The organism is Poseidonibacter lekithochrous (assembly GCF_013283835.1).
GTDB classification, from domain to species: domain Bacteria; phylum Campylobacterota; class Campylobacteria; order Campylobacterales; family Arcobacteraceae; genus Poseidonibacter; species Poseidonibacter lekithochrous.
The window spans coordinates 2,504,871-2,530,290 of the sequence record NZ_CP054052.1 but is presented as its reverse complement, the minus strand read 5'-3'; the positions used below and the strand labels follow the sequence as shown (position 1 = coordinate 2,530,290).

The window sequence follows — 25,420 nt, the reverse complement described above, 5'->3', positions numbered from 1 at the left end:
TTTTGGGAATAAGTCTAAAAGCTAATCTCTATTATTGTACCTATATCTTTTTTTGTGGAAATTGACAGTTTCCATTTTTCTTCTTTACAGATTCTTTTTACGATATTCAATCCAATACCTAACTCTTTTTTTTCATCAAACCATTCCCCACTATCTTGAACTATGAAAGAATTGTTTGTAAAGTTTATATCTAAAGTACCTTCTTCCATATGTACAAAAGCATTTCGGATTATATTATCAATTACAATTGATAAGTAATCCTTATTTAGGGTGATTGTTAGTTCTTCCTTAATGTGATTTTTGTATTTTATATCACTTGATTTTAATAAATAGCTGTTTTTAATGATTGAGTTATCTACTAATTCTTTTAAATTAAAAGATAGTTTATTTGAATTTTTTTGTTTTTCTCTTCCTAGAATTAAAAAGCTTTCTATTAAGTGAGTCATATTTTTATTTGCTCTTTGTATTCTATTTAAAACCTTTTGCATTTTTGGGTCTTGTCCTTGCGGTAATGCAAATGCCACATCAAGTGCAGCTTGTGAGCTTGCAACTGGTGTTCTAAGTTCATGACTAGCATCTCGTGTAAAGGCTTTTTCTCTTTGGATAAATTTAGAAGTTCTTACAACAAAGGTATCAATAGTTTTTGCTAAAAAACCAATCTCATCATTGTAATAATCTTTTACATTGCTTTCGTATTCTCCTATTTCTATTTTGTCGACATTTGAAGAGAGGTTTGTAAGTGGCAAAAGAACTCTTTTTGCAATATAAAAACCAATTAAAATAGCTAAAATTAATATTAGAATTATTACAACAAAAAAGAAGTTTAGTGCAATATTTGCTCCCATATTATCTGTTGTATTAAATCCAGTAAGATTAATAAAGTAGTACATATTTAAGCTTTTATCATCTAAAATAGGGGCTTTTATTAGATATATGACTGTTTTTTCAAAATCATAATAATAAAAAGTATATCCTTTCTCAGTAGTATTCTGAAATCTTTTTAAAGGAATGTCTTCTAATTTTTGTTCAGTAAAAGTAGAATTTTTTTTGTCAATCATATTTTTTAGGTATTTAATGGCATCTTTTTCTTTTCCAATGAGTATTTTTCCTCTTGGTAAATTAAATTTTGTATTTTGGTCTTTTTTATACTCTTCTAAAAAATGAACCATCTCTTTTTGTGTATGCCAATTAAACTGCTCATCAGCATTTATTTTTATACTTTTTTTTAAAATAAATCCAAAAATAATACTTACAATTAGTGCAAAAACAATACAAGCAATTATAATTCTAAATCGAATACTTCTTGTGAACTTCATGATACTATCCTAAAACCTCTACCTTTTATAGTTTGAATCAACTCTTTTTTAAAAGGTTTATCTATTTGTTTTCTAAGTTTATATATATGACTCCTAAGAGAATCACTAGATGGAGTTTCATCCATCCAAATAAAATGCTCTAACTCTTCTCTTGTGACTAAGTTTGGAGATCGTTGCATTAATAAAACTAAAATCTTATAGTTATTTGGTGATAAAAATATACTTTGATTATCTCGTTTTACTTCTTGAGTATTTAAATTAATACTTAAGTCATCAATATTTAATATACTTTCTTTGTTAATAACTCTTTTATACAGTGCTTTTATTCGAATAAGTAGCTCTTTTAACTCAAAAGGTTTAACTAAATAATCATCTGCTCCTGCATCAAATCCAGCAACTTTATCATCTAAAGTATCCCTTGCCGTTAAAAATAAAATTGGTATTTGGTTGTTGTGTTTCTCTCTAAGTATTTTACAAAGCTCTAAGCCATCCATTTTAGGCATTGCAATATCAAAAATAAATATATCATATTCATTTTTTAAAGCAAACTCTAGACCTGCAACGCCATTGTATGCAAAGTCACAGTCGCATCCATGAATACTCAAATAATCTGATATGCTCTCAGCTAAATCTAGATTATCTTCTACTATTAATACTCTCATTTTTTGAACCTTCATATTTTTAATAATAACTAACATTTGTAAAATCTTTAGATAATTAATTGTAAATGGACTTGTTTTATTTCCTATTTAATTCTATCAATTTCCTTGTGACTAAAACGTGAACTTATTTTTTATGGATGTTCACACTACGGTCACATCTCTTTTATTAAAATAAGATAATTAAAAATAAAGAGTATAAAAATGTATGGATTTAAGAATATGAAACTTATATTAAAAATAGTACTTATTGCAGGTGGAATAAGTGGTTGTTTAGCTAAAGATAATCTTGCTATAAAAGAGAGAATTGAATCATCGCCTCAATATAAAGAGGGCAAATTTGTAAATAAAAAAGAAATGCCAGATTTTGAATTTAGTATTAGCGAGATGTATCAAGGTCTTAAAGGTATATATTTTACTGAACAACCAGGAAGTATTCCCAAAGAGCTTTTACCTATTAAAAAAGTTACTTATGATAATTTCTATATAGATAATAAAGAGGCTTTTCATTATACACGATTGGGACACTCAAGTATCATGTTTCAACTTGAAGGTAAGGTATGGTTAACTGATCCAGTATTTGAGGACTTTATTACACCTTATGAATGGATTGGCTGGAAGAGATTTCATCCAGTACCACTTGATTTAGATAGTGTAGGTCAAATTGAGGGAATTATAATTTCCCATGATCATTATGATCACCTAGAAGAAGAAGCTATTATAAGATTAAAAGATAAGGTCAACTATTTTATTGTTCCACTAGGTGTAGGTAAAAGACTTGTAGAATGGGGAGTTCCTAAAGAAAAAATAAGATCTTTAGATTGGTGGGAATCAACAAAGATTGGCGATGTTGAACTTATTTCAACACCTTCACAACATTTCTCAGGAAGAACGCTTTTTGATAGAGCATCAACTTTATGGAGTTCTTGGGTTGTAAGAGCAAATGGTAAGTCACTTTTCTTTAGTGGTGACTCTGGGTATTTTGATGGCTTTAAAAGAATTGGTGAAAAATATGGACCCTTTGATATAACATTTATGGAAAATGGACAATATAATGAAAGATTTGAGTATATTCATATGTTTCCAGAACAAACAATCCAAGCACACAAAGATCTAAAAGGAAAACTATTAGTTCCTATTCATAATGGTACATTTAAAATATCTTTTCATCCGTGGAATGAACCCATGGAGAGAATTTCTACATTAGCTAAAAAAGAAAAAACAAATGTTCTAATTCCTAAGATGGGAGAAGTAATAGATATATTATCCCCTCCTATAAAGCTTGAAGAATGGTGGAAGAAATAGATTTCCTATTTCTTCTATTGTATTATGCTAAAGCTCTATCAAGACTAAAATCATTTTTATAACTATTTGTATATATATCTTCTAGTTCATTCCAAAATTTATCTGCTTTTTCAAGATTAAATACTGGATCGCTTTCTGGTAGAGTAGCTTTACCTAGGGCATTATGATAATATGCTCCATTTTCAATATCTGCTTGAGTTACACATATTAGTGTAGTTTGGGCACCTTCTTTAGGAGTCAAAAGTGCCTTACTTAATAAACGACTAAAGATTGATTTTTGATTCGCTCCTAGCCCCATTGGTATTACGCCTGGATGAACTATATTAATTTTATATTGGGGATATAAATTGTATATTTTTCGTGCCCACCACATTACTCCCAATTTACTTCTTGAATAGGCATTAACTCCTTTGTTTCCTATATATACAAAATTAGCGGTGCAATCATCTTCTAAAAAATAAATATCACCAGTTACCGCAATAATATGAGCATTTTCAGATAACAAAGATTTCCTATGGCACTCTTGAAATAAAATATGATGACCTAATACATTTACAGCATAGCTTAACTCATATCCTTGAGGAGATACTTGTGTTTCACCTTTTACTGCCATACCTGCATTATTGATTAATACATCAATTTCTCTGCCCATTAATACATCTTCTAATTTCTCTATGGAGTTTCTAATAGATTTAATATTCCCTAAATCTAATGATACAAAATAGACTTTGCCTCTTAATTCTCTAATTATATTTTTGTCTTTTTTCTTGTTTCTAGATAGGACTATTACTTCCGCACCTCTTTTTAATAGTCCTTTTACTGTCTCTAATCCTATACCTCTAGTACCACCTGTAATGGCTACTATTTTGCCTTCTAAAGATGGAGAATCTGGGCATATATTAGTTCTTGATTTTTGTCTCCAAGTCCAGCATAATATTCTTTTAAATTTACTTTCTGGAATTTTATTTGCTTTCATATAAACCTACTTTTTATTTAATGCTAGCAGGTTTAGTGTGACTAAAATGTGAATAGATACAAGTATATAGATGTTGCTGTATTAATTTTATTTATTTATGCAAAGTATAGATTTACTAAGAACCCACAACCAATTGCCATTGTAAATACTGATAGAACAAAGAAAATCATAATTGGTAATTTAAAGATTTTCTTTAACATTATCATCTCTGGTAAACTAGCACCCGCACCAGCAACTGTTAATGCTAAAATAGAACCCATACTAACACCCTTGTCTAATAAAGCAGGTGCAAGTCCTACCATTGATTCTGCTCTAATATATAAAGGAACCCCAATAATTGCAGAAATTGGAACTGCTAAAGGATTATCAGCACTTGCATATTTTGTTAACCATTCTTGTGGAACAAAACCATGTACAAATGCACCAATAGCAATACCAATTGCAATATATGGAGCAAAACTTAGGAACTGTTTCCATGTTTTTTTCATTAGTGCTTTATCACTAATCTTTTTCCATTTATTCTCTTTTTTCACTTCTTGTTTTGGTGGTACAGAATCACAACATGAACTTTGTGAGATATTATTTGGTTTTATATTTGTAAACATAGGTTTACTAAGTGGTTTTTCTGTTTTTGTTGAACAACATGATGTTTCAACTTTTACTTCTTTTTTCTCTTTTGAGTCACAACATGAAGCTTCTTCTTGTTTATCTGCTGCAAAGATTTCTTTTTTAATAAACTTCTCAAAGCCTAGTTTTTCCAGTGTAAAACCTGCAAGTATTGATACAAAAAATGCGATAAGTGCATAGATAATTGTTACTTCATAACCAAAGGCACTCCAAAATACGGCAATGATAATTGGGTTTAATAATGGTGATGTGAAAAGAAAAGTCATGATTGGACCAAATGCAGCTCTAGCTTTTAATAAGCCCAATGTTAGTGGGATTGTAGAGCAAGAACAAAAAGGTGTAATTGAACCAAGTGCGGATGCAATTAAATATCCACCTTTATTTGATGATAATACTTTTTGAACTTTCTGTGGATTAATAAATAAGTTTATAATCTCCACAAGAAAACTCACTCCTAAAAATAAGACAGCAAGTTCAATAAAGTTAAATACGAAAAAATATCCTGCTTCTTCTAAATGTTTTAATAATTCTGAATTCATTTTTTAATTCCTTATAATAATTATATTTCTAGAATTATAGAAATATTTAACTTAAACTTGGCTTTATATTTCTAGATATATAGAAATATAATTGTAATAATATTTAATTTACCAATTTTTACTATAAATAGTCTATTTTTTACCTTTATAAAAAACAGACAAATTGTTAGAATTACTTCAACAAAACAAAAATAGAAAAGGTTAAAAATGAAAACAAAATTTTTATTAGCAGTTCAAATTATAGTAGGTTTATTATTAGTAATATTTGGTTTAAATAAATTCTTACACTTTATGGCTAATCCACCAGTATCTCAAGAAATGGGAATGTATATGGGTGCTTTAGCAAAAACTGGATTTATTTTCCCTCTTGTAGGAGCTATTCAATTATTAGCTGGATTAGCATTTATTTTAAATAAATATGTGGCTATTATGGCTATTATTATTGTGCCAGTTATGTTAAATGCTATGTTAGCACATGCATTTTTAGACCCATCTGGAGTTGCAGCTTCTGGCGTAATTTTACTTTTAATTATTGCAGTTATGTTTAAAAATAAAGAAGCTTATGTGAGTGTATTAAAAGCTTAATTGTTAAAAATACTAGGATATAATATTTTATATCCTAGTTTATTTATTAGATGAAAGAGTGAAAATGAAAAAGAAAAATGAACTTTTAGAAATACCTTTTCAAAAAATAAGTGATGAAGATATTGAATTTCAAATCTTAGATATGAAAAAACTTCTAAATAATACTAACTTTTATGAAAACTTAGAGACTCCCCATAGACTAAAATTCAATTCAATAGCTATTGTTATTGAAGGTGAGGGTGAACATACAATTGATTTTAAAACATATACTTATAAGAAAGGAACAGTTTTATTTGTAGCTAAAAATCAAGTAACTTCTTTTAAATTAAATCCCAATATGAACTCATATGTTTTAGAGTTTACAGAAGGTTTTCTTTGTGGAGTTGTAGAAGAGAGTATTAGTGATATGTTTGATTATATGCGTTATCCTGCTACTTTGCAATTAAGTGAAGAAACTTTAGATGCCATTTTTATTAATATTAAACTTCTTACAAAACAATTAGAATTACCAAGTGATGAGTATAAAAAATCTATAATTCAATCACTTTTCCAGTCTTTGCTTATTCAATTAAAAAGGCAAAGAGTAAAGGGTGTAACACCCATAAAAACAAAAGATGAGAAGATATATAATAGGTTTTTATACTTAGTTCGAAATACTCACAAATATACTCTTAGGGTAGAAGATTATGCTAGAGAGTTGGATATATCTAGTAAAACGCTTACTAGAATACTAAGTAAGTATACAAATAGAACTACAAAAGCTTATTTAGATGAGTTCTTACTTATTAAAATAAAAAGGTATTTATTAGATGAGGGGCTTACTTTGCAAGAGATTGTAAATAAGGTAGATTTTGATGAAATTACAAATTTGATTAAGTTTTTTAAAAAGTTTGAAAAAGTAACTCCTTCTGAGTTCAAAAAAGCAACTTATCTTTTAAATGACTCATGATAATATTATTTTTATAATAAAATAGTAATTGTTTAAATATTAATATACCTTATAATAAGGTCTACTATCTGAAATATTGAACACAAAATTCTTATTTTGACTTAACCAAAAGTGGATATTTTTTTTGCTAATATAACAGTAAAAGTTAGCTTAGGAATTATCAATGAACTCTTTACAAAAATCAATGAATCTTATTTCTAATATCCTAGATATTGATCAAAGTATAGATGGACAGCTTTACTTAAAAGAATTTATTAAAAATATAGCCCAAAATTTGAATGTAAAATATGCCTTGATTGGACATCCAATTGGTGAAGATTCAAATAAAATACATACTGATGTTGTTTGGGCTGATGATAAATTTATTGATAATTTTATTTATGATCTTAAAGGTACTCCTTGTGAGATAGTATTAACTGGGGAGAGGGTTTGTATTCACGATTCTAATGTTTGTGTAGATTTTCCAGATGATCAATTACTTCAAGATATGAATATTGACTCTTATATTGGAGCTCCTGTTATTTCAAAAAATAAATCAGGTATTTCAAGTATTTTAGTATTACTTGATGATAAACCAATGAAAGATAGAGAGTTCTTTTCTATAGTAACTGAATTTCTTGCATTAAGAGCAAGTGCTGAAATTGAAAAAATTCATAATGAAGAAAGATTAAAGTTTGAAGTTGAAAAAAGAACAAAAGAACTTAATTTTGCAAATCAAAAAATATTTTCATTAAATGAAAGTTTAGAGTTAGAGCGTTCTGAAATCAAATTCAAGATTTTATTTGAGAACTCTCCTATTGGTATGGCAATGATTGATTATGAGAGTGGTAATTTTCTAGAAGTAAATAAGTCATTTCAAGAATCAATACAATATACAAATGAAGAACTTTATTCCTTGTCATATATGAATATTACTCCTAGTGAGTATGAAGAGCAGGGGCTTCACCAAATTGATGAACTTAATAATACTGGGACTTTTGGTCCAAATGAAAAAGAGTATATTAAAAAAGATGGAAGTTCTTACCCTATAAAAATAAGTGGATTTTCAATTATAAATCCAGATGGAAAAAAAGTTGTTTGGGCAATAATTGAAGATATTACGGAAGTTAAAAATCAAATAAAAAATCAAGAAATTATGTTTCATCAATCAAAAGTAGCATCATTAGGTGAAATGTTAGGAAATATTGCTCATCAATGGAGACAACCTCTTTCTCTTATCTCTACAACTGCAACAGGAACAAAATTAAAAAAAGAACTTGGAATATTAAAAGAGAATGAGTTTTTTGAGAATATGGATAGTATTAATGAGAAAACACAATATCTATCAAAAACAATTGATGATTTTAGAAATTTCTTTTTGTCAGATAGTTCTTCTCAAATTAAAATTGATACAAATACTATTATTAAAAAAGCAGTTTCACTAATAAAAGATTCTTTCAAAGTATCAAATGTAGAAATTATTCTAAATAATAAAAATCCTGATGACTTGTTATATTGTAATGAAAATCTTTTAATTCAAGCCTTGATAAATATACTAAATAATGCAAAAGATGCATTAAATCTTATTGATGATAAAGATTTTAATAAATATGTTTTTATTGATGTAACAAAAGAAAATGATTTTATTTCTATAGAAATTAAAGATAATGGAATGGGAATTCCTTTAAAAATTAAAGATAAAATATTTGAACCTTATTTTACTACTAAGCATAAAAGTCATGGTACGGGAATAGGATTATATATGACAAATCAAATAATCACTAAACATTTAAATTCTAGAATAATAGTAGAAAATAAAGAGTATATATATGAAAAGAAGAGTTATGTAGGGGCTTCTTTTGATTTAATTTTAAAGAGTTCTTTATAAAAATTATAAGAAGAATTGCTATTAAGTTTTAGTGTGTTTTAGAGCGATTAAGAATACTTCTTTTATTTTAAGCTATACTAGTTCATAACTACAAATAAAGGAATAGAATATGGCAAAAGGTAAAGACGTTCAAAAGTCAGTTAAAACTGCATCTACAAAATCATTAAAAGAAAAAAGAGCTGAAAAGAAAGCAAAAAAAGCTTCAAGATAAACAATTATTTATAAATAGTCAATAATTAGATTTAAAACTAATTATTGACTTATTTGTTCTAGATAGATTTAAAGAGCAAGTCCTAGAAAGCCAATAATTACTGATAACATGACTATTGTATAAAAAACTACTGCAACCCAAACTACCCAACTATTATATCCTCCAAGTTTAGAAAGATTATCTTTTACTTCATGTAATGGTTTATCTTTAACACCTGCAATATCTAAATCAGAATTTAGTTTTTTTGTATAAAAATAAAATGCAGACATACCACTAATAATCATAATGATAATAGTACTAAAAGGAATAAATGCAGTTAATACAGTAGCAAAGAAAAATAAGACTGCAACTAAATACATTTTTCTATATAAGAAAAATGCCCAAGTTCCAAAAAATGCCCACCATGACCAAGTAGCCTTGAAAGTAGGGTGTCCATTTACTAAATTTGCCTCAACTCTTGACTTATAAACTGCTACCTTTTGTTCTTTTTGTAAGTGTGATTCTAATAACTCATCTAAGTGATTATTGTCTAAATCCATTTTATCTCCTTGAAAATTGTATGTATTTTACAGTTTTTTGTATTATTTATTAATAATACAAAATTATATTTATGAAGAAAATTGATAGTAAAAGAAATATAGATAATATTGTTATAAAGTTTTAGTAAGTTTTTAAAACCTCAAATATTAAATTTTGAGGTTTTAAAGTTTATATTTTTTCAATCCATTTTTGAATTGATTCATCTTCACTTAATCCTTCTACACTATGGTAATAGTCAAGTTCAGATATAATTTCATTATTTAATATGATCTTATCTAATATTCTTATTTGATTTTCATCAAATAAAGATTCTGTATGGCTTTTATTACAAAGTAAAACTGCTCTATCAATTATTCCTAATAATCCTTTTGGATCAGATAATTCTCTAATTTTATAAGTATGATGTAGATATTGAGGTTGCCAAAGAGGAACAATTACCCATTCCTTCTTTTTAACTGCTTCTTCAAAAGCTTTTATACATTCATCCTGTGTTCCTGTAAAAAACTCATAACCAGCACTTTTTAAAGAATATTCATCCATCATTTTTATAGAAAATCTAGTAATCCCAGCACCTAATCCAATACCTTGTATTTTATTGTTCATTTTATCTATTACATTAATTTTTAATAAATCAGAAATTTCAGATACCTCTTCTTTGGGAACATATGAAGGTACACCCCATAAAGCATATGGTTCATAATGAAGACCTAATTCAATCAAAGGAAAAGCTTCTTCTACATTTTTCTTATAAACACCATGACTTGAAGGAATCCAAGCTGAACTTATCATATCAATCTTTTTGTTTTTTAATCTTTCAAAGTTCTCTTCATGAAGTGCAAAAGTTCTATTTACTTCAAATCCCATTTCTTTTAAGATATAAGTTACTAAAGCTGCTGTAACTCTATGAAAAGATAGGTTAGTTACTCCTAGATTAATAGTTTTGTTTTTATTCTTTAAACTTTGTGCAAGTTTAATAAACTCAAGTTTATTTTCAATTAAATTTGGTATTTTCATTATTGCTTCTTTTTATCTTTTGGTATAGCTTGAATTTCTATAATTAAATTTTCTGGTGCTTTAATAAATATTTGTTCAATAGGTGAGTTTGGCACTAGATTTATTGAATAGTCTGTATTTAATTTTGCAATTCTTTCCATGATTTCTTCGTAATTATCACTTGAAAAACATATATGATTTACTATGTTTTTTCCTGATGACTCTTCTTTGAAATCTTCTTTTATTAAATCTTTTTTATAAAAAGATGCATCTTCATCATAAATATGAATAAGTGCATTTTCAGTACCTTCTGTATATAACCAATATCCAGGAAATGGAAAATTAGGTCTAGCACCTATTTCTAATCCTAATAGTTCCACTAGGAAATCTTTCATAGATTCTAAATTTTTTGCTCTTAGTGACACATGATCAAATGTGATTTTCATTTTGTATCCTTTATTTTAATTACAAGAAAGTATAACTTTCCCAAATGTGTTCGAGATGTCTTTCTAAATGAGGTTTTTAAACCTCATTTTTATACAAACTGAACTAGATAAAGTGCAATCTGAGGAAATAATACTAATAAAAATGCCATTAGACACATTATTAAAACAAAAGGAATACATCCTTTCATTACTTCTACAACAGAGCCACTTTTTCTTATACTTTGAACTACATATAAATTAAGTCCAACAGGTGGAGTAATTAAAGCCATTTCAATTAATATAATTAGATATATACCTAACCATACTCCATCAAAGCCCATACTTATAGCTATTGGAGCAACTATTGGAATAGTAATTACCATAAGAGATAAAGTTTCAATAAATAATCCTAAAACAATAAAAATTATAGTAATTACAAATAGAAGCATATATTTTGAGATATTTAAATCTTCAAGAAAATATTCAATTTCATCTATTAATCCTATTGAGATTAAAACATAATTCAGAAAATTAGCAGCAAGTATAATTAACATTATCATTCCTGTTGTTTTCATTGTTCCTTCAATTGATTTAATAAGTACTTCTTTTGTTAGAAGTTTTGAGAAATAAATAATTGCTAATGCTCCCAGAACTCCAATTGCAGCACTTTCTGTAGGTGTTGCTAATCCTGTATAAATAGTTCCCATTACTAATGCAAATAAAGATAATGTTGGTACAAAGTTTTTTAGTTCACTAAATTTTTGTTTCCATGTATATTTCTCTACTTCTTTTTTTGCACTATTTCTATATTTATCATGAATAAAAATATAAAACATAAATAATAAGGCTAAAACAATTCCCGGAAGTAAACCTGCCATAAATAAAGCAGGAATTGAGGTGTTTGTTAAAAAACCATAAATAATCAAGTTTAAAGAAGGTGGAATTAGTATTCCTAGTGTTCCCCCTGCGGCAATTGATCCAGCAAATAAGCCTTCTTCATAACCATATTTTTTCCCTTGAGGCATGGCAACAGTTGTTATTGTTGCTGCTGTTGCAACGGAAGATCCTGATATTGAAGAAAAAAACGTTGATGCGGCAACATTTGAATGCATCAATCCGCCAGGAAGCCATGATAACCATACATTAATTGCAAAATATATTTTTCTAGCCATTCCTGAATGTAATAATAATTCTCCTAGAAGAACAAAAAATGGAATAGATAAAAGTATATATTCAGTACTTGTACTCCATGTTAATTCTCCAATTGAACTAAATATTGGATAATCTGAGAAAAATGTACCTATTATAATAGCTACACCTGCAATTGATGATGCAACAGGTACAGACAAAATTAAAAAAGATAATAGTATTAGAAATGATAATATAACTGCTAACATTCAATCTCCTTTTTTATATCTGAATAATCATTTTTTTCTTTTGAGTAGATATTTTGAATACTTTTATATAGTAAAACAAAAATAACTATTAAAAAGAAAGTAAACCCTGCAAACCACAACAATTGAGGAATCCATAAGGGTGTTCCCAATGGTGTATTTGCAAGAGAGTTTTTCTCCCATGAACTTAAAAATACATCAAAAGCATAATATGTGATTATTGCAATAAATATAAAGTTCATTAACATTGATAAAAGATCCAAATAATTTTGAAACTTTTTTGATATCATGTGATAGAAAATATCTATCCTAATATGCATTTTTTCAAAAAGTACATATGCAATTGACCATGAAACAGTTATTGCTAAAACATATGAAGAAATTTCATCCACTCCTCCAAGAGAGAAGAGGAAGAACTTTCGTAAAATTACTTCAATGGCTGTTAAAAATGCACAAAAAAACAATAAAACTCCAGAGGCATAAACAATATACTTAGAGCTGTGTTTTAAACTCTTTGTCATGTTTATTCCTTTGCTTCTAGATTTACTACTTTTCCTACTGAGTTATTCCACTCAGTTACAACTTCAGCAGATACTTTTTCTGCCCATTTTGGAAGAACTCTTTCTTCTAATATTTTTTTAGAAAGAATTAAATCTTTTTCTTTAACTTTTACAAGATTCATATCATAAAGTCTTCCATATGAACAACCTTTTCCTGTTAAACAATTAACGGCTTCAATTGATTCAAAATCAGATTTCTTCCATACTGGTTCTATAACATTTTGATTATATGATTTCATTAACTTATTTTGTTCTTCTTTTGAGAATTTATTCCAAGTTTCCATATTCATAGCACTTATAACATATGCCCATCCACCAACTGGAATTGGATATAAGTATTTTGAAATATCACCCCAAGCGGCTGTATATCCAGGAATCCCACCTGCAATTGCACAATCTAAAATACCTCTTTGTAAAGATTGAGATATCTCACCATATTGCATTGTAACACCAGTAGCTCCTAATCCATCTAAGAACTCCGCCGTAGTCCAACTTCCTGCTCTTACTTTTTTCCCTTTTAAATCTGCTAATGAATCTATTTTTTCATTACAAAATAATATTTGTGCAGGATAAGGCATAACTCCTAAAAGTTTTGCATTAAAATCTTTTTTAATAGCTTTTTCTAAAGTTGGTTTATATGCATCAACAATCTTTTTTGCAGTTTGAATATCTGGTGCTATTGCAGGTAAATCTAAACCTGCAACTGTTTGAGAATCAGATACTACATATCCACCTATAATAGAAACAACATCAAATCCACCTTTTGATAATTGTCTATATGGTGCTGCTCCTTTTAATTTCATTTGACTAACAGAAGAAAGTCTTACCTTTGTATTAGGAAAATCTTTTACAAAAGTTTTTTTCCAATAGGGTTTTTCAAATTCAGTGTACATAACTAAACTACTGAATTGTCCTACAACTCTCATTTTTGAAGGAGCCGCAATTATACTTGAAGTACAAAGTAGCGCCGCAATAATTATTAAAGTGATTCTTTTCATTTCCTATTCCTTTTCGGCTTTTAAATTAACTACTTTTCCAACTGAGTTATTCCACTCATTTACAACCTCAGAAGATACTTTTTGAGACCATTTTGGAAGAACTCTTTCTTCTAGTATTTTTTTAGAAATAGCAATATCTTTTTCTTTAAATTGGACTAAGTTCATGTTGTATGACTTTCCGTAAGAACAATCTTGTCCTGTTAAACATTTAACACCTTCAATTGACTCGAAATCTGATTTAGCCCAAACTGGTTCAATTACATTTGTATTGTAAGAACTAATTAGTTTTTCTTGTTCTTCTTTTGAGAACTTATTCCAAGTTTCCATATTCATTGCTGTTAAAACATATGCCCAACCACCAACAGGTATAGGATATAAGTATTTAGAAATATTTCCCCATCCTGATGAATATCCTGATAATCCACCACCAATTGCACAATCTAATACACCTCTTTGTAAGGCAGATGCAATTTCACTAAAAGGTGGAGTAACTCCTGTTGCTCCTAATCCATCAAGATATTCAGCTGTTGTCCAACTTCCTGCTCTTACTTTTTTCCCTTTTAAATCAGATAATGAATCAATTTTTTCATTACAAAATAAAATTTGAGCGGGATAAGGTGTTACTCCTAAAAGAATTGCATTAAAGTCTTTTGCTAATGCTTTTGCTAGTGTTGGTTTGTATGCGTTTACAATCTTCTTGGCTGTTTGAATATCTGGTGCAATTGCTGGTAAATCAAGACCTGCAAGTGTTTGAGAATCTGATACAACATATCCTCCAACTGTAGATACTACATCAAAACTACCTTTTGCAAGTTGTCTATAAACTGCTGAACCTTTTAGTTTTACTTGCCCAAGAGAAGTAACTCTTGTTGATGTGTTTGGAAAACTTTTTTTAAATTCTTTTTTCCAATAAGGCTTTTCAAACTCACTAAACATAGTTAGATGTCCCCATGAACCTACTACTCTTAGTTTCTCTGGTGCTGCAATAGCACTTGATGCAAGTACTAATCCTGCAAGTATTGGTAATACTATTTTTTTCATTTTCTACTCCTTTTTTTGTTCTGTCAAAGTTTAACTTTCTTATATGTGTTCAGAGTGTGTTTTATTAATTGATTGTAAATATGCTTATAATAACAGTATATCCAATACTGAAATAAAATAAAGTAATAGAATAATAGTAATGTTTAGAAGAGTATTTTTATAGTGAGTACTTATTTTAGATGAAGTGTTTCTATTAATAAAATAGAAACACTGTAATTTATTATTAGTGTATATATGTAATTTTTATAGAATTACTTTTCAATTTCTGCAAAAAGATAAATCAAAGTTGGTGAATTAAGAGGTGACGAACTCATTCCTTGTGCTGTTCTTGTATGAATGCCAATATCTCCAAATACGTCATTTAATAGTTCACTTGCACCATTTAGGACTTCTGCATGATTATAAAAGTTTGCTGTAGTTTGTATATTTCCCTCAACTCTAATGATTTGTTTTACTTTACTTAAATCACCACCTGTAGCTTCTTTTAATTGAGCTATGGCATGAATAGTACATAGTCTTGCACAATCATATCCTGTTTCTACATCTACATCTTTTCCTAGTTTACCTGTGTATGCTAAAACATCATTTTCCCAAGGAAGTTGTCCTGATGTACAAACTATATTATCTGAAAAAATTGCCCAAGATTTATATGCTCCAACACCTTCTTTTGCTTTTGGAAGCACTATATTAAGGTCTTTTAGTCTTTTTTCTATTTTATTCATAATTTACCTTTTTCTATAATTTTATTTGTTATTGGTAAGTTTAACTTCCTTATATGTGTTCAAAGTGTGTTTAATTTATTGATTATAAATAAGCTTAGATATGTTAGTATATTTGATAGGGTAGTAAAGTAAAGTAATAGGAATATAGTAATGTTTAGTGAGAAAAATATACCAAAACTTATAATATTTGCACCAATACTAACGATCATAGCACTATCTAGTATGATTTTATATTCTCTTATTACAATACAAAAAGATTATTTAGACGAAGAAGTAAAAAAAGTTGAAAAAAACTATATTAAAAACCAAAAAGTAATTTTAGAAAAAGAGATCGGGTATATATATGACTATATTCAGTACCACAAAAAAATCACTCTTGATAATATAAAAAAGAATCTAAATACACAAATGGAGACTTTTTATAAAACAGTAGAAGAAAAAACTCCAAACTCAAAAGAGTACTTAGAAATTATAAATCAATATTCAAATAAAAATAGTGATTTTATAATCTATAAAGAGAAGGAAAACTTCTTTATAAAAAATGAAGATGTATTTTTTTATAAAGAAGATATTGAATCTCTAAAAGAAGAGATTAAAAAGAAAAAGGTGCTTTATATTATTAGAGAAGAAACTAATCTTTTTTATTATAAATTTTATGAAAAAGAAAATCTTATCATTGCTATAAAACGTGATATTTACGATGATATAGATAATTTGAAAGAGACTATTGCAAGATGGAGTGAATATTTAAGATTTGGTGATAATAACTATTTTTGGATTTATAAAAATACAAATATTCTTTTATCTCATCCATATAGAAAAGATAATATTGGAAAAGATGATACTTTATTACTAGATGGAAAGGGTGATTATTTTGTACAAAGATTTGTTAAAGAGGCTATAAAAAATAAAGATGGTGCTTTTGTTGAGTATTATTGGAATAAGCCAGAACAAATAAAAAAGATAAAAAAATTAACATATGTAAAGTTGTACAAAGAATGGAATTGGGTTATTGGAGCAGGGGTATATTTTGATGATCTTCAAAAAGTTATATCTGAAAGAAAAACAGATTTAAAAAATACAATTTTTGAATATATAAAAATCACGACAATTATCTCTTTATTTTTAATAATGCTTATGTCCTATATTGCAGTTGAAATATCTAGAAAAATAAATCAAACAATAAGTAGTTACCAAGAAAAAGTTAAAAATAGAGAAGAAAAACTAAAAGACTTAAATAAAAATCTAAATAATAAAGTTGAATTTGCAATAAAAGAAGCAAAAGCAAAAGATCGAGCAATGTTACATCAATCAAGACTCGCCCGTATGGGAACTTTGATAAATATGATTTCCCATCAATGGCGACAACCTTTGAGTCAATTATCTGGAATAATTATGGAACTAGAAACTAGTATAGAGTTTAAAAAAGCAAAGAAAAAATATATACTTACTTCCTTAAGTGATGCCACTTCTATTATTGAACATATGTCTTTTACGATTGAGGATTTTAAGAACTTTTTTAGACCTGAAAAAAAGAAAGAAGAATTTCTAATATCAAAGGCTTGTGAAGATGCTAAAGCTCTAATAAAAGATACCTTTACTAATGAAAATATAAAACTAAATACTCATGTTATTAAAGACAAAAAAATCAAAGGATATAAGAGAGAATACTCTCAAGTTATTTTGAATTTATTAATTAATGCAAAAGATGAACTTATATCAAAAGAAATTAAAGATAAAAAAATTGAATTTATTATCGATGTAAAAAAAGATAAATCCGTAGTTTTTGTAAAAGATAATGCAGGTGGAATAAAAATTGATAATATTGAAATGATTTTTGAACCATATTTTTCTACAAAAAAAACTCAAGGTACAGGGCTAGGTTTGTATATGAGTAAGATGATTATTGAAAAACATATGGAAGGCTCTTTAAGTGTAAATAATGATAAAAATGGTGCCATATTTAAAATAGAAGTATAAAGGATTATAAATGAAACAATTAGCGAATAAAGTAAAAGATTTAAATATATTAGTAGTAGAAGATGATGATGAAATTAGGAAAAGATTATCAAATACTTTGAAGTTTTATTTTAAAAATGTATATGAAGCCAACTGTGGTTATGATGGTTATGATCTTTTTGTGGAGAGTAAACCTGATTTATGTATTTTAGATATTGAAATGAATAATGGTAATGGAATAGAACTTGTAAAAAAGATCAGAAAAATAAGTTTTTCTGCTCCTATTATTATTCTAAGTGCATACTCAACTGAAGAGTATTTATTAGAACTAATTAATGATAATATTAATCACTATATTTTAAAACCAGCAACAAATGAAAAACTTATGAAAGCCATCTCAACTGTACTTTTCAAAGAAACAAATGAAAAAATACATTTAATAGAAAATTTATATTTAGATTTAGAAAACAATCATTTATTTTATAATGATGAAACAATAGAAATTAGAAAAAAAGAAAAACATTTTTTGAAGCTTTTACATGAGAATAAAAATATAATTGTTAATTATGAAATGATTCAAGAATATATTTGGGGAGAGAAGTTTATGACACAAAATGCTTTAAAAGTTTTCATTAAAGAACTTAGAAAAAAACTTCCTCTAAATGTAATTGAAAACATTATAAATGAAGGATATAAACTTAAAGTTTTATAGTCTTTATCCTTCATTTCTTAGTTAGTTTATTTAAATAAGTTTTTCATTAGAGATAATTACGCCATCATTATCTGCATAAAGATAATCTCCATCATTGAATGTTACTCCATCAAAATTTAATTCAATACCTCTTGATGAATTTGTTTTTTCAAAGTTTCTTAAAGGGCAAGTACCTATTGCAAAAAGTGATACATCTATATCTTTTGTGTACTCTATATCTCTTACAAAACCATTTAGAATTATTCCTGCCCAATTATTTTCTTTGGCAAAAGCCATAAGCTTATCGCCAACTACTCCATAGAAGGCTTTAGAATTATCAACTACAATAACTCTTCCTTCTCCTTTTTCATCTCTTAAAAGTTCTAATAATCTCCAGTTACTTTTGTCAAGTTTTATTGTTATAATTTTGCCTTGACATTTTTTCCTTCCACCGTAGTTTTTATAATCTGATGATAGTACTTGAATCTTTTTATCTTGATTTTCATCACATATATCAGCTGTCTCAAACTTCATATTTGTCCTTTTGTTTTTTGGAATTATATAAAAAGACAATGTGTTAGAAGTGTGTAGTTCTTACTACTCCACTTCCCATCTTCTGTGCCACTGGGCGAATCCAACTTTATCAAGAAAAACTAATAATGTAACTGTACACCAACCAATAATAAGTCCAAATAAAATTGGAAAAACTAAATCAGGAACAATTTCAGTAATATTTTTATTTGCAAGTGATAAATCAATAAAAGCAAATCTAAAAACAGTTCCGATATAAACAGCAGGAATAAAAGAAGCCCATGAATCATAAATTCTCATTGTTAAAGTAATAATAGAGGCAACAATAAATACAGAAGAAGGTACGATATATGTAGACCACCAAGCTTCTTGGGGAGAAATTTCGAAGAGATAGTTTATATACCATATTGCAAGTTGAGCTAAAGCTATACCGTAGATAAAAGAGATAAAAGCACTAAGCCCTTTTTGTGCAGTCCCTCCATGTAAGAAATATAATGCCCAACTTAAAAAAGATAGCCAAACTGTCCATCCCATAAAGTTACAAAACCATGCAGTAATAAACGTCATTACTCCTACTGAAATAGCAATTGGAAATATGCTAATAAGTTTAAAATATATTCTTTTCATGATTAAATCCTTTATTTTATCCAAGTAGAAACTTGGATAAATATTGGTTCATAGTAAACTACGCCTTATAATTTAAATAATCGCTATATCCTACTTCATCTCTTCCACCAAATAGGGTATGAGAATCTTTTATTTGGGCTAAAGGGTAGTTGTTTTTTAGTCTATTAACTAAATCTGGGTTAGGGATAAAGTATCTTCCAAATCCAACAATATCAACTAAATCTTTTTTTACTACATCATTGGCTTTATCAAGGCTATATCCTCCTGTAGCAATAATTGTATTTTTAAAAGCTGCTCTTAATTCTTTTCTAAATGATTCTGGAATCTGAGGTGCATCATCCCAGTCTGCTTCACATAAATGAATATATAAAATATCTAATTCATTTAATTCTTTTGCAGCTAACATAAATGTATCAAGAATTTCTGGATCATCCATATCTTTAAATTTAATAAATGGTGATAATCTAACACCTGTTTTATCTTCTCCAATTTCATCAATTACTTCTTTTGTGATTTCTAATAAAAGTTTGATTCTATTTTCTTTATTTCCACCATATCTATCACTTCTTCTATTTGAATTACTTCTTAAGAATTGATCAAGTAAATATCCATTTGCCCCATGAATTTCAACTCCATCAAATCCTGCTTCAATTGCATTCTTAGCAGCTATTCTAAACTCTTCAATTACTTGTGTAATATCATCGTTACTCATCTCTTTAGGCTCTTCTACTGGAATCATCGTTGCATCTTTACTTTGTGCTGTATCAAAAATATAAACTTGTGTATCTTTTGCAATAAGTGGTGAAGGGCCAATAGGTTGTAATCCATTTACTTTTGAACTAGAAACTCTTCCTACATGCCAAAGTTGTAAGATGATTTTCCCTCCTTCTTCATGTACTGCACTTGTTACTTTTTTCCAACCATCTATTTGTTCTTGTGTATAAATTCCTGGTGTATCTGCATAACCTTGCCCTTGTAGTGAAATTTGTGTTGCTTCACTAATAATAACGCCTGCACTTGCTCTTTGTGCATAATATTGAGCATTCATTTCTGTTGGTACTTCGCCTTTGATTGTTCTTGATCTTGTCATTGGCGCCATTGAAATTCTATTTTTTAATTTTAAATCTTTCATATCATATGAGTTAAATACATTTTTCATTTTTTTGCCTTTTTAGTTAGTTTATTTTTTTATTTTAAAAGTTTAGTTTTTACAATTAAATAAGGAGAGATACCTTCTTCTTTACCATTATTTAAAACAGCTGTTCTATTTAATTGATTTACTGTTGCATAAATATATCCATCATTTGCAATTGCTAATCCATCTGGCCATGTTTGCCCTTTTGGTAAAGTTGCTATGATTTTATATCCATCTTTATTTGTTACTCCAATTGCTTGATTTTCAATATCTGTAATATAAACATTTTCATTTGAATCAACGGCAATTCCATCACTATATGACTTTTGCCCAAACACTTTGATATTTTTTATTACATCTTTTTCATTATCAAAACTATCTGATGGAACTCTGTATACTTTTTTCCCATGAATTGAACCAAAATAAACCCATGTAAATGTAGGGTCTATTGCAATTGGATTTAAAGCAAATCCATCTTTGATTTCTGGCATCATTGACTTATGACTTTGAGCAACTCTTTTTGATTCGCCTGTTTTTGTATTTACAACAATAAATGCAGGAGTAGGAGCGCTTTTTAAATCTCCTTGTGACATATCTGCAATAATTGCTCTATTTCTTTTTTCATCAAGAACAAAATCTTGTAAGAAGCTAGCTTTAACCATTGCTTCTTCTGAAATCTTTATAGTTTTTTCTAATTTATTTTTTTTAGTATCCCACACAACAAATTGTTTATTTGCTAAATCAAGAATCCATAAATTGCCTTTTGCATCACTTTTTACTGCAATAGTTGCTTTGATTAGAGAATCTTTTCCTTTTGAATATTTATCATTTGGATAATTGTTTTTACTTCCAATTGCACTTAATTCCACTAGTTTAATATCTGGGTTTATAAGTGGATGAATAGAAACAAAAACTCTTCCTTCATTATTGATTGTTAAGTTTCCAGGTCTTTCTGTAAATGTAGCTACTGTTTGTACTGTCTCTACTTTGTTTGCATTAGCATATGATGCTAATAATAAAGCTGTCGTTACTATAGTTCTTTTTATATTTTTCATTATTTACCTTCTTCTTTATAATTTATTGCTATTTTCCCAATAGTTTTACCTGTTTCTATTTGACTATGGGCTTCTTTTATACTCTCTACTGTAAATCCATTTATTGATTGAGTTAATGTTGTTTTTATTCTTCCACAATCAACTAAGCTAGAAATTTGAGATAGTATTTGATGTTGTTTTTTCATATCCTCTGTTTTAAATAAACTACGAGTAAACATAAGTTCCCATACAAAACCTGCTGATTTTCCTTGAAGTTTACTAAGGTTCACATTTCCATCGAATTCAACAATAGAAGCTATCATCCCTTGTGGAGCAATTAATTCAGCCATTGCATCCCAATGTCCTATCGTGTCTGCTGTATTAAAAATATAATCAACATTTTCAAAACCTAAGCTTTTAACTGAATTTATTAAGTCTTTGTGGTTTGCTACATAATCTGCACCCATAGATTTAGACCAAGCTATAGTTTCTTCTCTTGAAGCCGTTGTAATAACTGTTAGGTTTGTTAACTCTTTAGCTATTTGAGTAGTTATTGATCCAACTCCTCCTGCTCCACCAATTATTAATAATGTCTTTTTTTCAAATGCTGAGACTTTTAATCTATCAAAAAGTGCCTCCCATCCTGTAAGTGAAGTTAAGGGAAGAACTGAGGCTTCAATATCATTTAGACTTGAGGGAGCTTTTGCAATAATTCTTGAATCAACTAATTGATATTGAGCATTTGAACCATCTCTTGAAACATCACCAGCATAAAAAATCCTGTCACCAATTTTGAAATCACTAACATCTTTTCCAATCTCTTTTATAACTCCAACTGCGTCGTAACCAAGTATTTTGGCATTATCTAAAGTGATGTCTTTTGCACTTCTAATTCTGATTTTTGCATCTGCTGGGTTTACTGATACTGCATTTACTTCAACTAAAACATCAAAGTTTTCTGCTGTTGGTTTTTGTTTTTCAAAACTAATCAGACTTTCTTCTTTTTCTATATCAAGTGAAGTTTTAAAACCTATTACTTTCATTTCTCATCCTTATTTGCCGAACTTTTGCATCTTATTGAATCTATAGAAAATTTATTTAATTCAATTAAGTATGAAAGGGTAAAGAAAAATAGTGCGTATATCATTTGGAAAGCTGCCCATTCCCAATTCTCTTTTAGGCAAGAGCCAAATACTAATATAGCCATTAATAAAGCACCAATAAGTAAAGCTTGTCTTGTAAATAAACCTACAATTAAGAAAATACCTACTGCAAGTTCAACAAATGGAATTGAATAAGCTAATAAACTCACTAGGAAATCTGGTAGAAATGTATCTTGGAAATATTCAACCATCCATATATTAAAACTATCAAGTTTTGGAATTCTAACTATTCCATGTACAAACATGTTTGCACCCATGGTAAGCCTCAAGATTAAATATGCTAATTCAATAGTCTTTTGTTTTGAATCTGATGTATTCATTTAATTGTCCTTTTTTTTCTTTGTTACTGAAAATTATAATGGCTACAAACTTAAAGTAATGTTACTTACCTAAAGTATAGTAATGAAATTAAAGGCTATTGTAATGCTTAAATGTGAGTATTTAGGAGTTCTAATAGATTTTTTAGAAAATTTAAAATTTAGATTTTTTTTTGGTTTTTATAATTGAGATTGAATTGAAATAAGAAAAAAAGATAAAAAAGAGAGTTATTCTCTTTTTTATTTAATTTCCCAATCCCCTCTAACTCTATGTATTACTCCACCCATTCGATTATAAGATAAAAGATAGTTATATATTCCTTTTTGTTCTAGATTTACATTAAACACATATTTTCCTTTTTTGTTTATTTTTTTTGTTTTATAAGTTATGATTTTATTGTTTTCTTGGAATACTTTTAGTTTTACATCTGCGTTATATACTGGAATAGTTTTACTTTTAATTGATACATTTATTTGATTTACTCCAACTTTTAAAGCCTGCTCACCTTCTATACTTGCACTATAATCTTTGTCTTTTGCTTGTGCAAATCCTAGTCCTAATACTGATACTAATAATATATTTGTTAATATTTTCATTTTTTGTCCTTTGTGTTTTTATAAAGTAAGTTTAGTTTTTACAAATGAATCACAAGTGAATCTAAAATGAAATTTTATTAATTTAAGATACTAATTAAATATTGGGTTTAAAATATACATACTTTAAAACATTTTTTAGTAGAATGTCGAAATTAAAAAATAGGCTATAAAAAACTAATGAATATAATTTTAAAACTTCTAATAATTTTATCTTTTACACTTACTTTAAATGCATCTATAAATCTAGATTTTAAATCTAATATTTCAGTGAATGAATTCACTCTAAGTAAGATTAAATCATGGGAAGCCATGGTAAAAAAAGCAGAAAACAAAAAAACACTAAAAAAACTAAAAATTGTAAATGATTACTTTAATAAACTATCATATAAATCAGATTTAAATAATTGGAATAAGAGTGATTATTGGGCTACACCTGTTGAGTTTTTATCATCAGGAGCAGGGGATTGTGAAGATTTTGCAATTGCAAAGTTTTTTACTCTTATGAAGTTAGGAATAAAAGAAGAACAATTAGGGCTGATTTATACAAAACTAGCCAAAAATAATCAAGCTCATATAGTTCTTAGTTATTCTCATAAACCAAATTTTGTACCAATTATCCTAGACAATGTAAATAAAAAACTACAATTATCTACAAAAAGAAAAGACTTATTAGATATGAGAAATATTGAAAATAAAACTATCTTAGAAAAGTTTCAAATACAAGCTACAAATAAACTAAAATAAAACTCCTATTGAAATCACATACCATACTATGATAAAATATTAGTATATGTAAGAGAATATACAAAATGAAAAACTTGATATTTTAATATCAAGGATAAAAAATGCATAATAATATCAATACCCTTTTTGAGTACCTATGGCAAAACTATCTGCGTGTTACGCCTACTGCTACAAAAATTCATAAACTTTTAGGTTCAACTCAAAACAATGACATAATCAATGACCATATAGCTTTACGTACTTTTGATTTGGAAAAAGTATCTTTAGAAAAACTAGCGAAACATTTTACATCTCTTGGTTATAAAGAGTGTGAAGAGTATAATTTTGAAGATAAAAAAATACATGCAAAACACTATGAACATCCTGATACTAATAATCCCAAAGTTTTTATTTCCGAATTACAAGTGCAGAAGTTTTCTCCTGCAATTCAAGAGGTAATACATTTTTTAGTATCACAAGTTGATGAAGATATGATTTTAAATGATGATTTTTTATATTCAGGTAGACATTGGAATATTGATTATAGGATTTATAAAATACTTTTAGAAGAGAGTGAATATGCAGCGTGGTTAGCAGCATGGGGATATAGAGCTAATCATTTTACTGTTAGTATTAATCATTTAGAAAAATTTAATTCTATAGAAGAAGTAAACAAAAAACTAAAAGATGCGGGTTTTATTTTGAATTCATCTGGTGGTGAGATAAAAGGTTCAAAAGAACTTTTATTGGAACAATCATCTACAATTGCTGATAAGTATCCTGTTAAATTTAATGATTGGGAAAAAGAGCTTCCTAGTTGTTTTTATGAATTTGCATTACGTTATTTTGATAAAAAAGGGGAGATTTATACTGGCTTTGTAGAATCTTCAGCCAATAAGATTTTTGAAAGTACTGATACTAGATAGTTTCACAAGC

Annotated in this window: 27 protein-coding genes; 8 read left to right on the top strand and 19 right to left on the bottom strand. The window is 27.8% G+C overall.

Features of this window, described 5'->3' with window-relative positions; all coding sequences use genetic code 11:
* Positions 1-14 precede the first annotated feature (14 nt).
* Together ALEK_RS11980 and ALEK_RS11975 are read right to left on the bottom strand one after the other, a co-directional pair.
* Positions 15-1,316 carry an ATP-binding protein gene (locus tag ALEK_RS11980; RefSeq protein ID WP_071627721.1) on the bottom strand — a complete coding sequence of 434 codons (1,302 nt, stop codon included), beginning with the start codon at positions 1,314-1,316 and terminating at the stop codon, positions 15-17.
* The gene (locus tag ALEK_RS11975; RefSeq protein WP_071627824.1) at positions 1,313-1,978 is read right to left on the bottom strand and encodes a response regulator transcription factor; all 666 of its coding nucleotides are present in this window, start codon (positions 1,976-1,978) and stop codon (positions 1,313-1,315) included. The genes ALEK_RS11980 and ALEK_RS11975 overlap by 4 nt, the downstream gene beginning before the upstream one ends.
* A gap of 219 nt (positions 1,979-2,197) precedes the next feature.
* On the opposite strand from ALEK_RS11975, the gene ALEK_RS11970 reads away from it, so the two are divergent.
* Positions 2,198-3,280, top strand: a complete 1,083-nt coding sequence (locus tag ALEK_RS11970; protein ID WP_071627823.1) for an MBL fold metallo-hydrolase — start codon at positions 2,198-2,200, stop codon at positions 3,278-3,280.
* A 22-nt stretch (positions 3,281-3,302) separates the two neighbouring features.
* Here ALEK_RS11970 and ALEK_RS11965 read toward each other — a convergent pair whose 3' ends face one another.
* Complete coding sequence (locus ALEK_RS11965) at positions 3,303-4,256, bottom strand: SDR family NAD(P)-dependent oxidoreductase (protein ID WP_071627720.1); 954 nt, start codon at positions 4,254-4,256, stop codon at positions 3,303-3,305.
* A 95-nt stretch (positions 4,257-4,351) separates the two neighbouring features.
* Positions 4,352-5,422 (bottom strand): permease, encoded by a 1,071-nt coding sequence (locus tag ALEK_RS11960; protein ID WP_071627719.1) that lies wholly within the window; start codon positions 5,420-5,422, stop codon positions 4,352-4,354.
* A gap of 207 nt (positions 5,423-5,629) precedes the next feature.
* On the opposite strand from ALEK_RS11960, the gene ALEK_RS11955 reads away from it, so the two are divergent.
* The 3 genes from ALEK_RS11955 to ALEK_RS11945 all read left to right on the top strand — a co-directional run bounded on the left by ALEK_RS11955 (position 5,630) and on the right by ALEK_RS11945 (position 8,823).
* Positions 5,630-6,007, top strand: a complete 378-nt coding sequence (locus tag ALEK_RS11955; RefSeq protein ID WP_071627718.1) for a hypothetical protein — start codon at positions 5,630-5,632, stop codon at positions 6,005-6,007.
* A gap of 64 nt (positions 6,008-6,071) precedes the next feature.
* The gene (locus ALEK_RS11950) at positions 6,072-6,956 is read left to right on the top strand and encodes an AraC family transcriptional regulator (protein ID WP_071627717.1); all 885 of its coding nucleotides are present in this window, start codon (positions 6,072-6,074) and stop codon (positions 6,954-6,956) included.
* A 163-nt stretch (positions 6,957-7,119) separates the two neighbouring features.
* Positions 7,120-8,823, top strand: coding sequence for a PAS domain S-box protein (locus tag ALEK_RS11945; protein WP_071627716.1), 1,704 nt, complete (start codon positions 7,120-7,122; stop codon positions 8,821-8,823).
* 279 nt (positions 8,824-9,102) lie between these two features.
* Here ALEK_RS11945 and ALEK_RS11940 read toward each other — a convergent pair whose 3' ends face one another.
* From ALEK_RS11940 to ALEK_RS11905, 8 genes are all read right to left on the bottom strand, one after another.
* Positions 9,103-9,573: a DUF2628 domain-containing protein gene (locus ALEK_RS11940; protein ID WP_071627715.1), complete on the bottom strand. Its 471-nt coding sequence runs from the start codon at positions 9,571-9,573 to the stop codon at positions 9,103-9,105.
* A gap of 169 nt (positions 9,574-9,742) precedes the next feature.
* Positions 9,743-10,588: a glycine betaine ABC transporter substrate-binding protein gene (locus ALEK_RS11935; protein WP_083574689.1), complete on the bottom strand. Its 846-nt coding sequence runs from the start codon at positions 10,586-10,588 to the stop codon at positions 9,743-9,745.
* Entirely contained in the window at positions 10,588-11,013 is a 426-nt protein-coding gene (locus tag ALEK_RS11930; RefSeq protein WP_071627714.1) for a VOC family protein, read from the bottom strand. The genes ALEK_RS11935 and ALEK_RS11930 overlap by 1 nt, the downstream gene beginning before the upstream one ends.
* An 89-nt stretch (positions 11,014-11,102) precedes the next feature.
* Entirely contained in the window at positions 11,103-12,389 is a 1,287-nt protein-coding gene (locus ALEK_RS11925; RefSeq protein WP_071627713.1) for a TRAP transporter large permease, read from the bottom strand.
* On the bottom strand, positions 12,383-12,907 hold the full coding sequence (locus ALEK_RS11920) for a TRAP transporter small permease subunit (RefSeq protein WP_071627712.1): 525 nt from the start codon (positions 12,905-12,907) through the stop codon (positions 12,383-12,385). The genes ALEK_RS11925 and ALEK_RS11920 overlap by 7 nt, the downstream gene beginning before the upstream one ends.
* Positions 12,908-12,909: 2 nt before the next feature.
* Entirely contained in the window at positions 12,910-13,944 is a 1,035-nt protein-coding gene (locus ALEK_RS11915) for a TRAP transporter substrate-binding protein (RefSeq protein ID WP_071627711.1), read from the bottom strand.
* 3 nt (positions 13,945-13,947) lie between these two features.
* Positions 13,948-14,985, bottom strand: a complete 1,038-nt coding sequence (locus ALEK_RS11910) for a TRAP transporter substrate-binding protein (protein WP_071627710.1) — start codon at positions 14,983-14,985, stop codon at positions 13,948-13,950.
* A 251-nt stretch (positions 14,986-15,236) separates the two neighbouring features.
* On the bottom strand, positions 15,237-15,707 hold the full coding sequence (locus ALEK_RS11905) for a RidA family protein (protein ID WP_071627709.1): 471 nt from the start codon (positions 15,705-15,707) through the stop codon (positions 15,237-15,239).
* A 150-nt stretch (positions 15,708-15,857) separates the two neighbouring features.
* Between ALEK_RS11905 and ALEK_RS11900 the strand changes: the two genes are divergently transcribed.
* The gene (locus ALEK_RS11900; RefSeq protein WP_071627708.1) at positions 15,858-17,687 is read left to right on the top strand and encodes a sensor histidine kinase; all 1,830 of its coding nucleotides are present in this window, start codon (positions 15,858-15,860) and stop codon (positions 17,685-17,687) included.
* Between the two features lie 10 nt (positions 17,688-17,697).
* The gene (locus ALEK_RS11895) at positions 17,698-18,378 is read left to right on the top strand and encodes a response regulator transcription factor (RefSeq protein ID WP_071627707.1); all 681 of its coding nucleotides are present in this window, start codon (positions 17,698-17,700) and stop codon (positions 18,376-18,378) included.
* A 30-nt stretch (positions 18,379-18,408) separates the two neighbouring features.
* Here ALEK_RS11895 and rraA read toward each other — a convergent pair whose 3' ends face one another.
* The 7 genes from rraA to ALEK_RS11860 form a co-directional block, all read right to left on the bottom strand.
* Positions 18,409-18,891 (bottom strand): ribonuclease E activity regulator RraA, encoded by a 483-nt coding sequence (rraA, locus tag ALEK_RS11890; protein WP_071627706.1) that lies wholly within the window; start codon positions 18,889-18,891, stop codon positions 18,409-18,411.
* 63 nt (positions 18,892-18,954) lie between these two features.
* On the bottom strand, positions 18,955-19,515 hold the full coding sequence (locus ALEK_RS11885; RefSeq protein WP_071627705.1) for a DUF1097 domain-containing protein: 561 nt from the start codon (positions 19,513-19,515) through the stop codon (positions 18,955-18,957).
* A 58-nt stretch (positions 19,516-19,573) separates the two neighbouring features.
* Complete coding sequence (locus ALEK_RS11880) at positions 19,574-20,674, bottom strand: alkene reductase (RefSeq protein WP_071627704.1); 1,101 nt, start codon at positions 20,672-20,674, stop codon at positions 19,574-19,576.
* Positions 20,675-20,703: 29 nt separating this feature from the next.
* Positions 20,704-21,705, bottom strand: coding sequence for an L-dopachrome tautomerase-related protein (locus tag ALEK_RS11875; protein WP_197950286.1), 1,002 nt, complete (start codon positions 21,703-21,705; stop codon positions 20,704-20,706).
* Positions 21,705-22,727 carry a zinc-binding alcohol dehydrogenase family protein gene (locus ALEK_RS11870; RefSeq protein WP_071627703.1) on the bottom strand — a complete coding sequence of 341 codons (1,023 nt, stop codon included), beginning with the start codon at positions 22,725-22,727 and terminating at the stop codon, positions 21,705-21,707. Before ALEK_RS11870 ends, ALEK_RS11875 begins: the two co-directional genes overlap by 1 nt.
* Entirely contained in the window at positions 22,724-23,167 is a 444-nt protein-coding gene (locus ALEK_RS11865) for a DoxX family protein (protein WP_071627702.1), read from the bottom strand. The genes ALEK_RS11870 and ALEK_RS11865 overlap by 4 nt, the downstream gene beginning before the upstream one ends.
* A gap of 237 nt (positions 23,168-23,404) precedes the next feature.
* Positions 23,405-23,761 (bottom strand): FixH family protein, encoded by a 357-nt coding sequence (locus tag ALEK_RS11860; RefSeq protein ID WP_071627701.1) that lies wholly within the window; start codon positions 23,759-23,761, stop codon positions 23,405-23,407.
* Positions 23,762-23,938: 177 nt separating this feature from the next.
* Between ALEK_RS11860 and ALEK_RS11855 the strand changes: the two genes are divergently transcribed.
* Both ALEK_RS11855 and ALEK_RS11850 read left to right on the top strand, forming a co-directional pair.
* Positions 23,939-24,505 carry a transglutaminase-like cysteine peptidase gene (locus tag ALEK_RS11855; RefSeq protein WP_071627700.1) on the top strand — a complete coding sequence of 189 codons (567 nt, stop codon included), beginning with the start codon at positions 23,939-23,941 and terminating at the stop codon, positions 24,503-24,505.
* A gap of 101 nt (positions 24,506-24,606) precedes the next feature.
* Positions 24,607-25,410 carry a DUF1338 domain-containing protein gene (locus tag ALEK_RS11850; RefSeq protein WP_071627699.1) on the top strand — a complete coding sequence of 268 codons (804 nt, stop codon included), beginning with the start codon at positions 24,607-24,609 and terminating at the stop codon, positions 25,408-25,410.
* Positions 25,411-25,420: the final 10 nt, after the last annotated feature.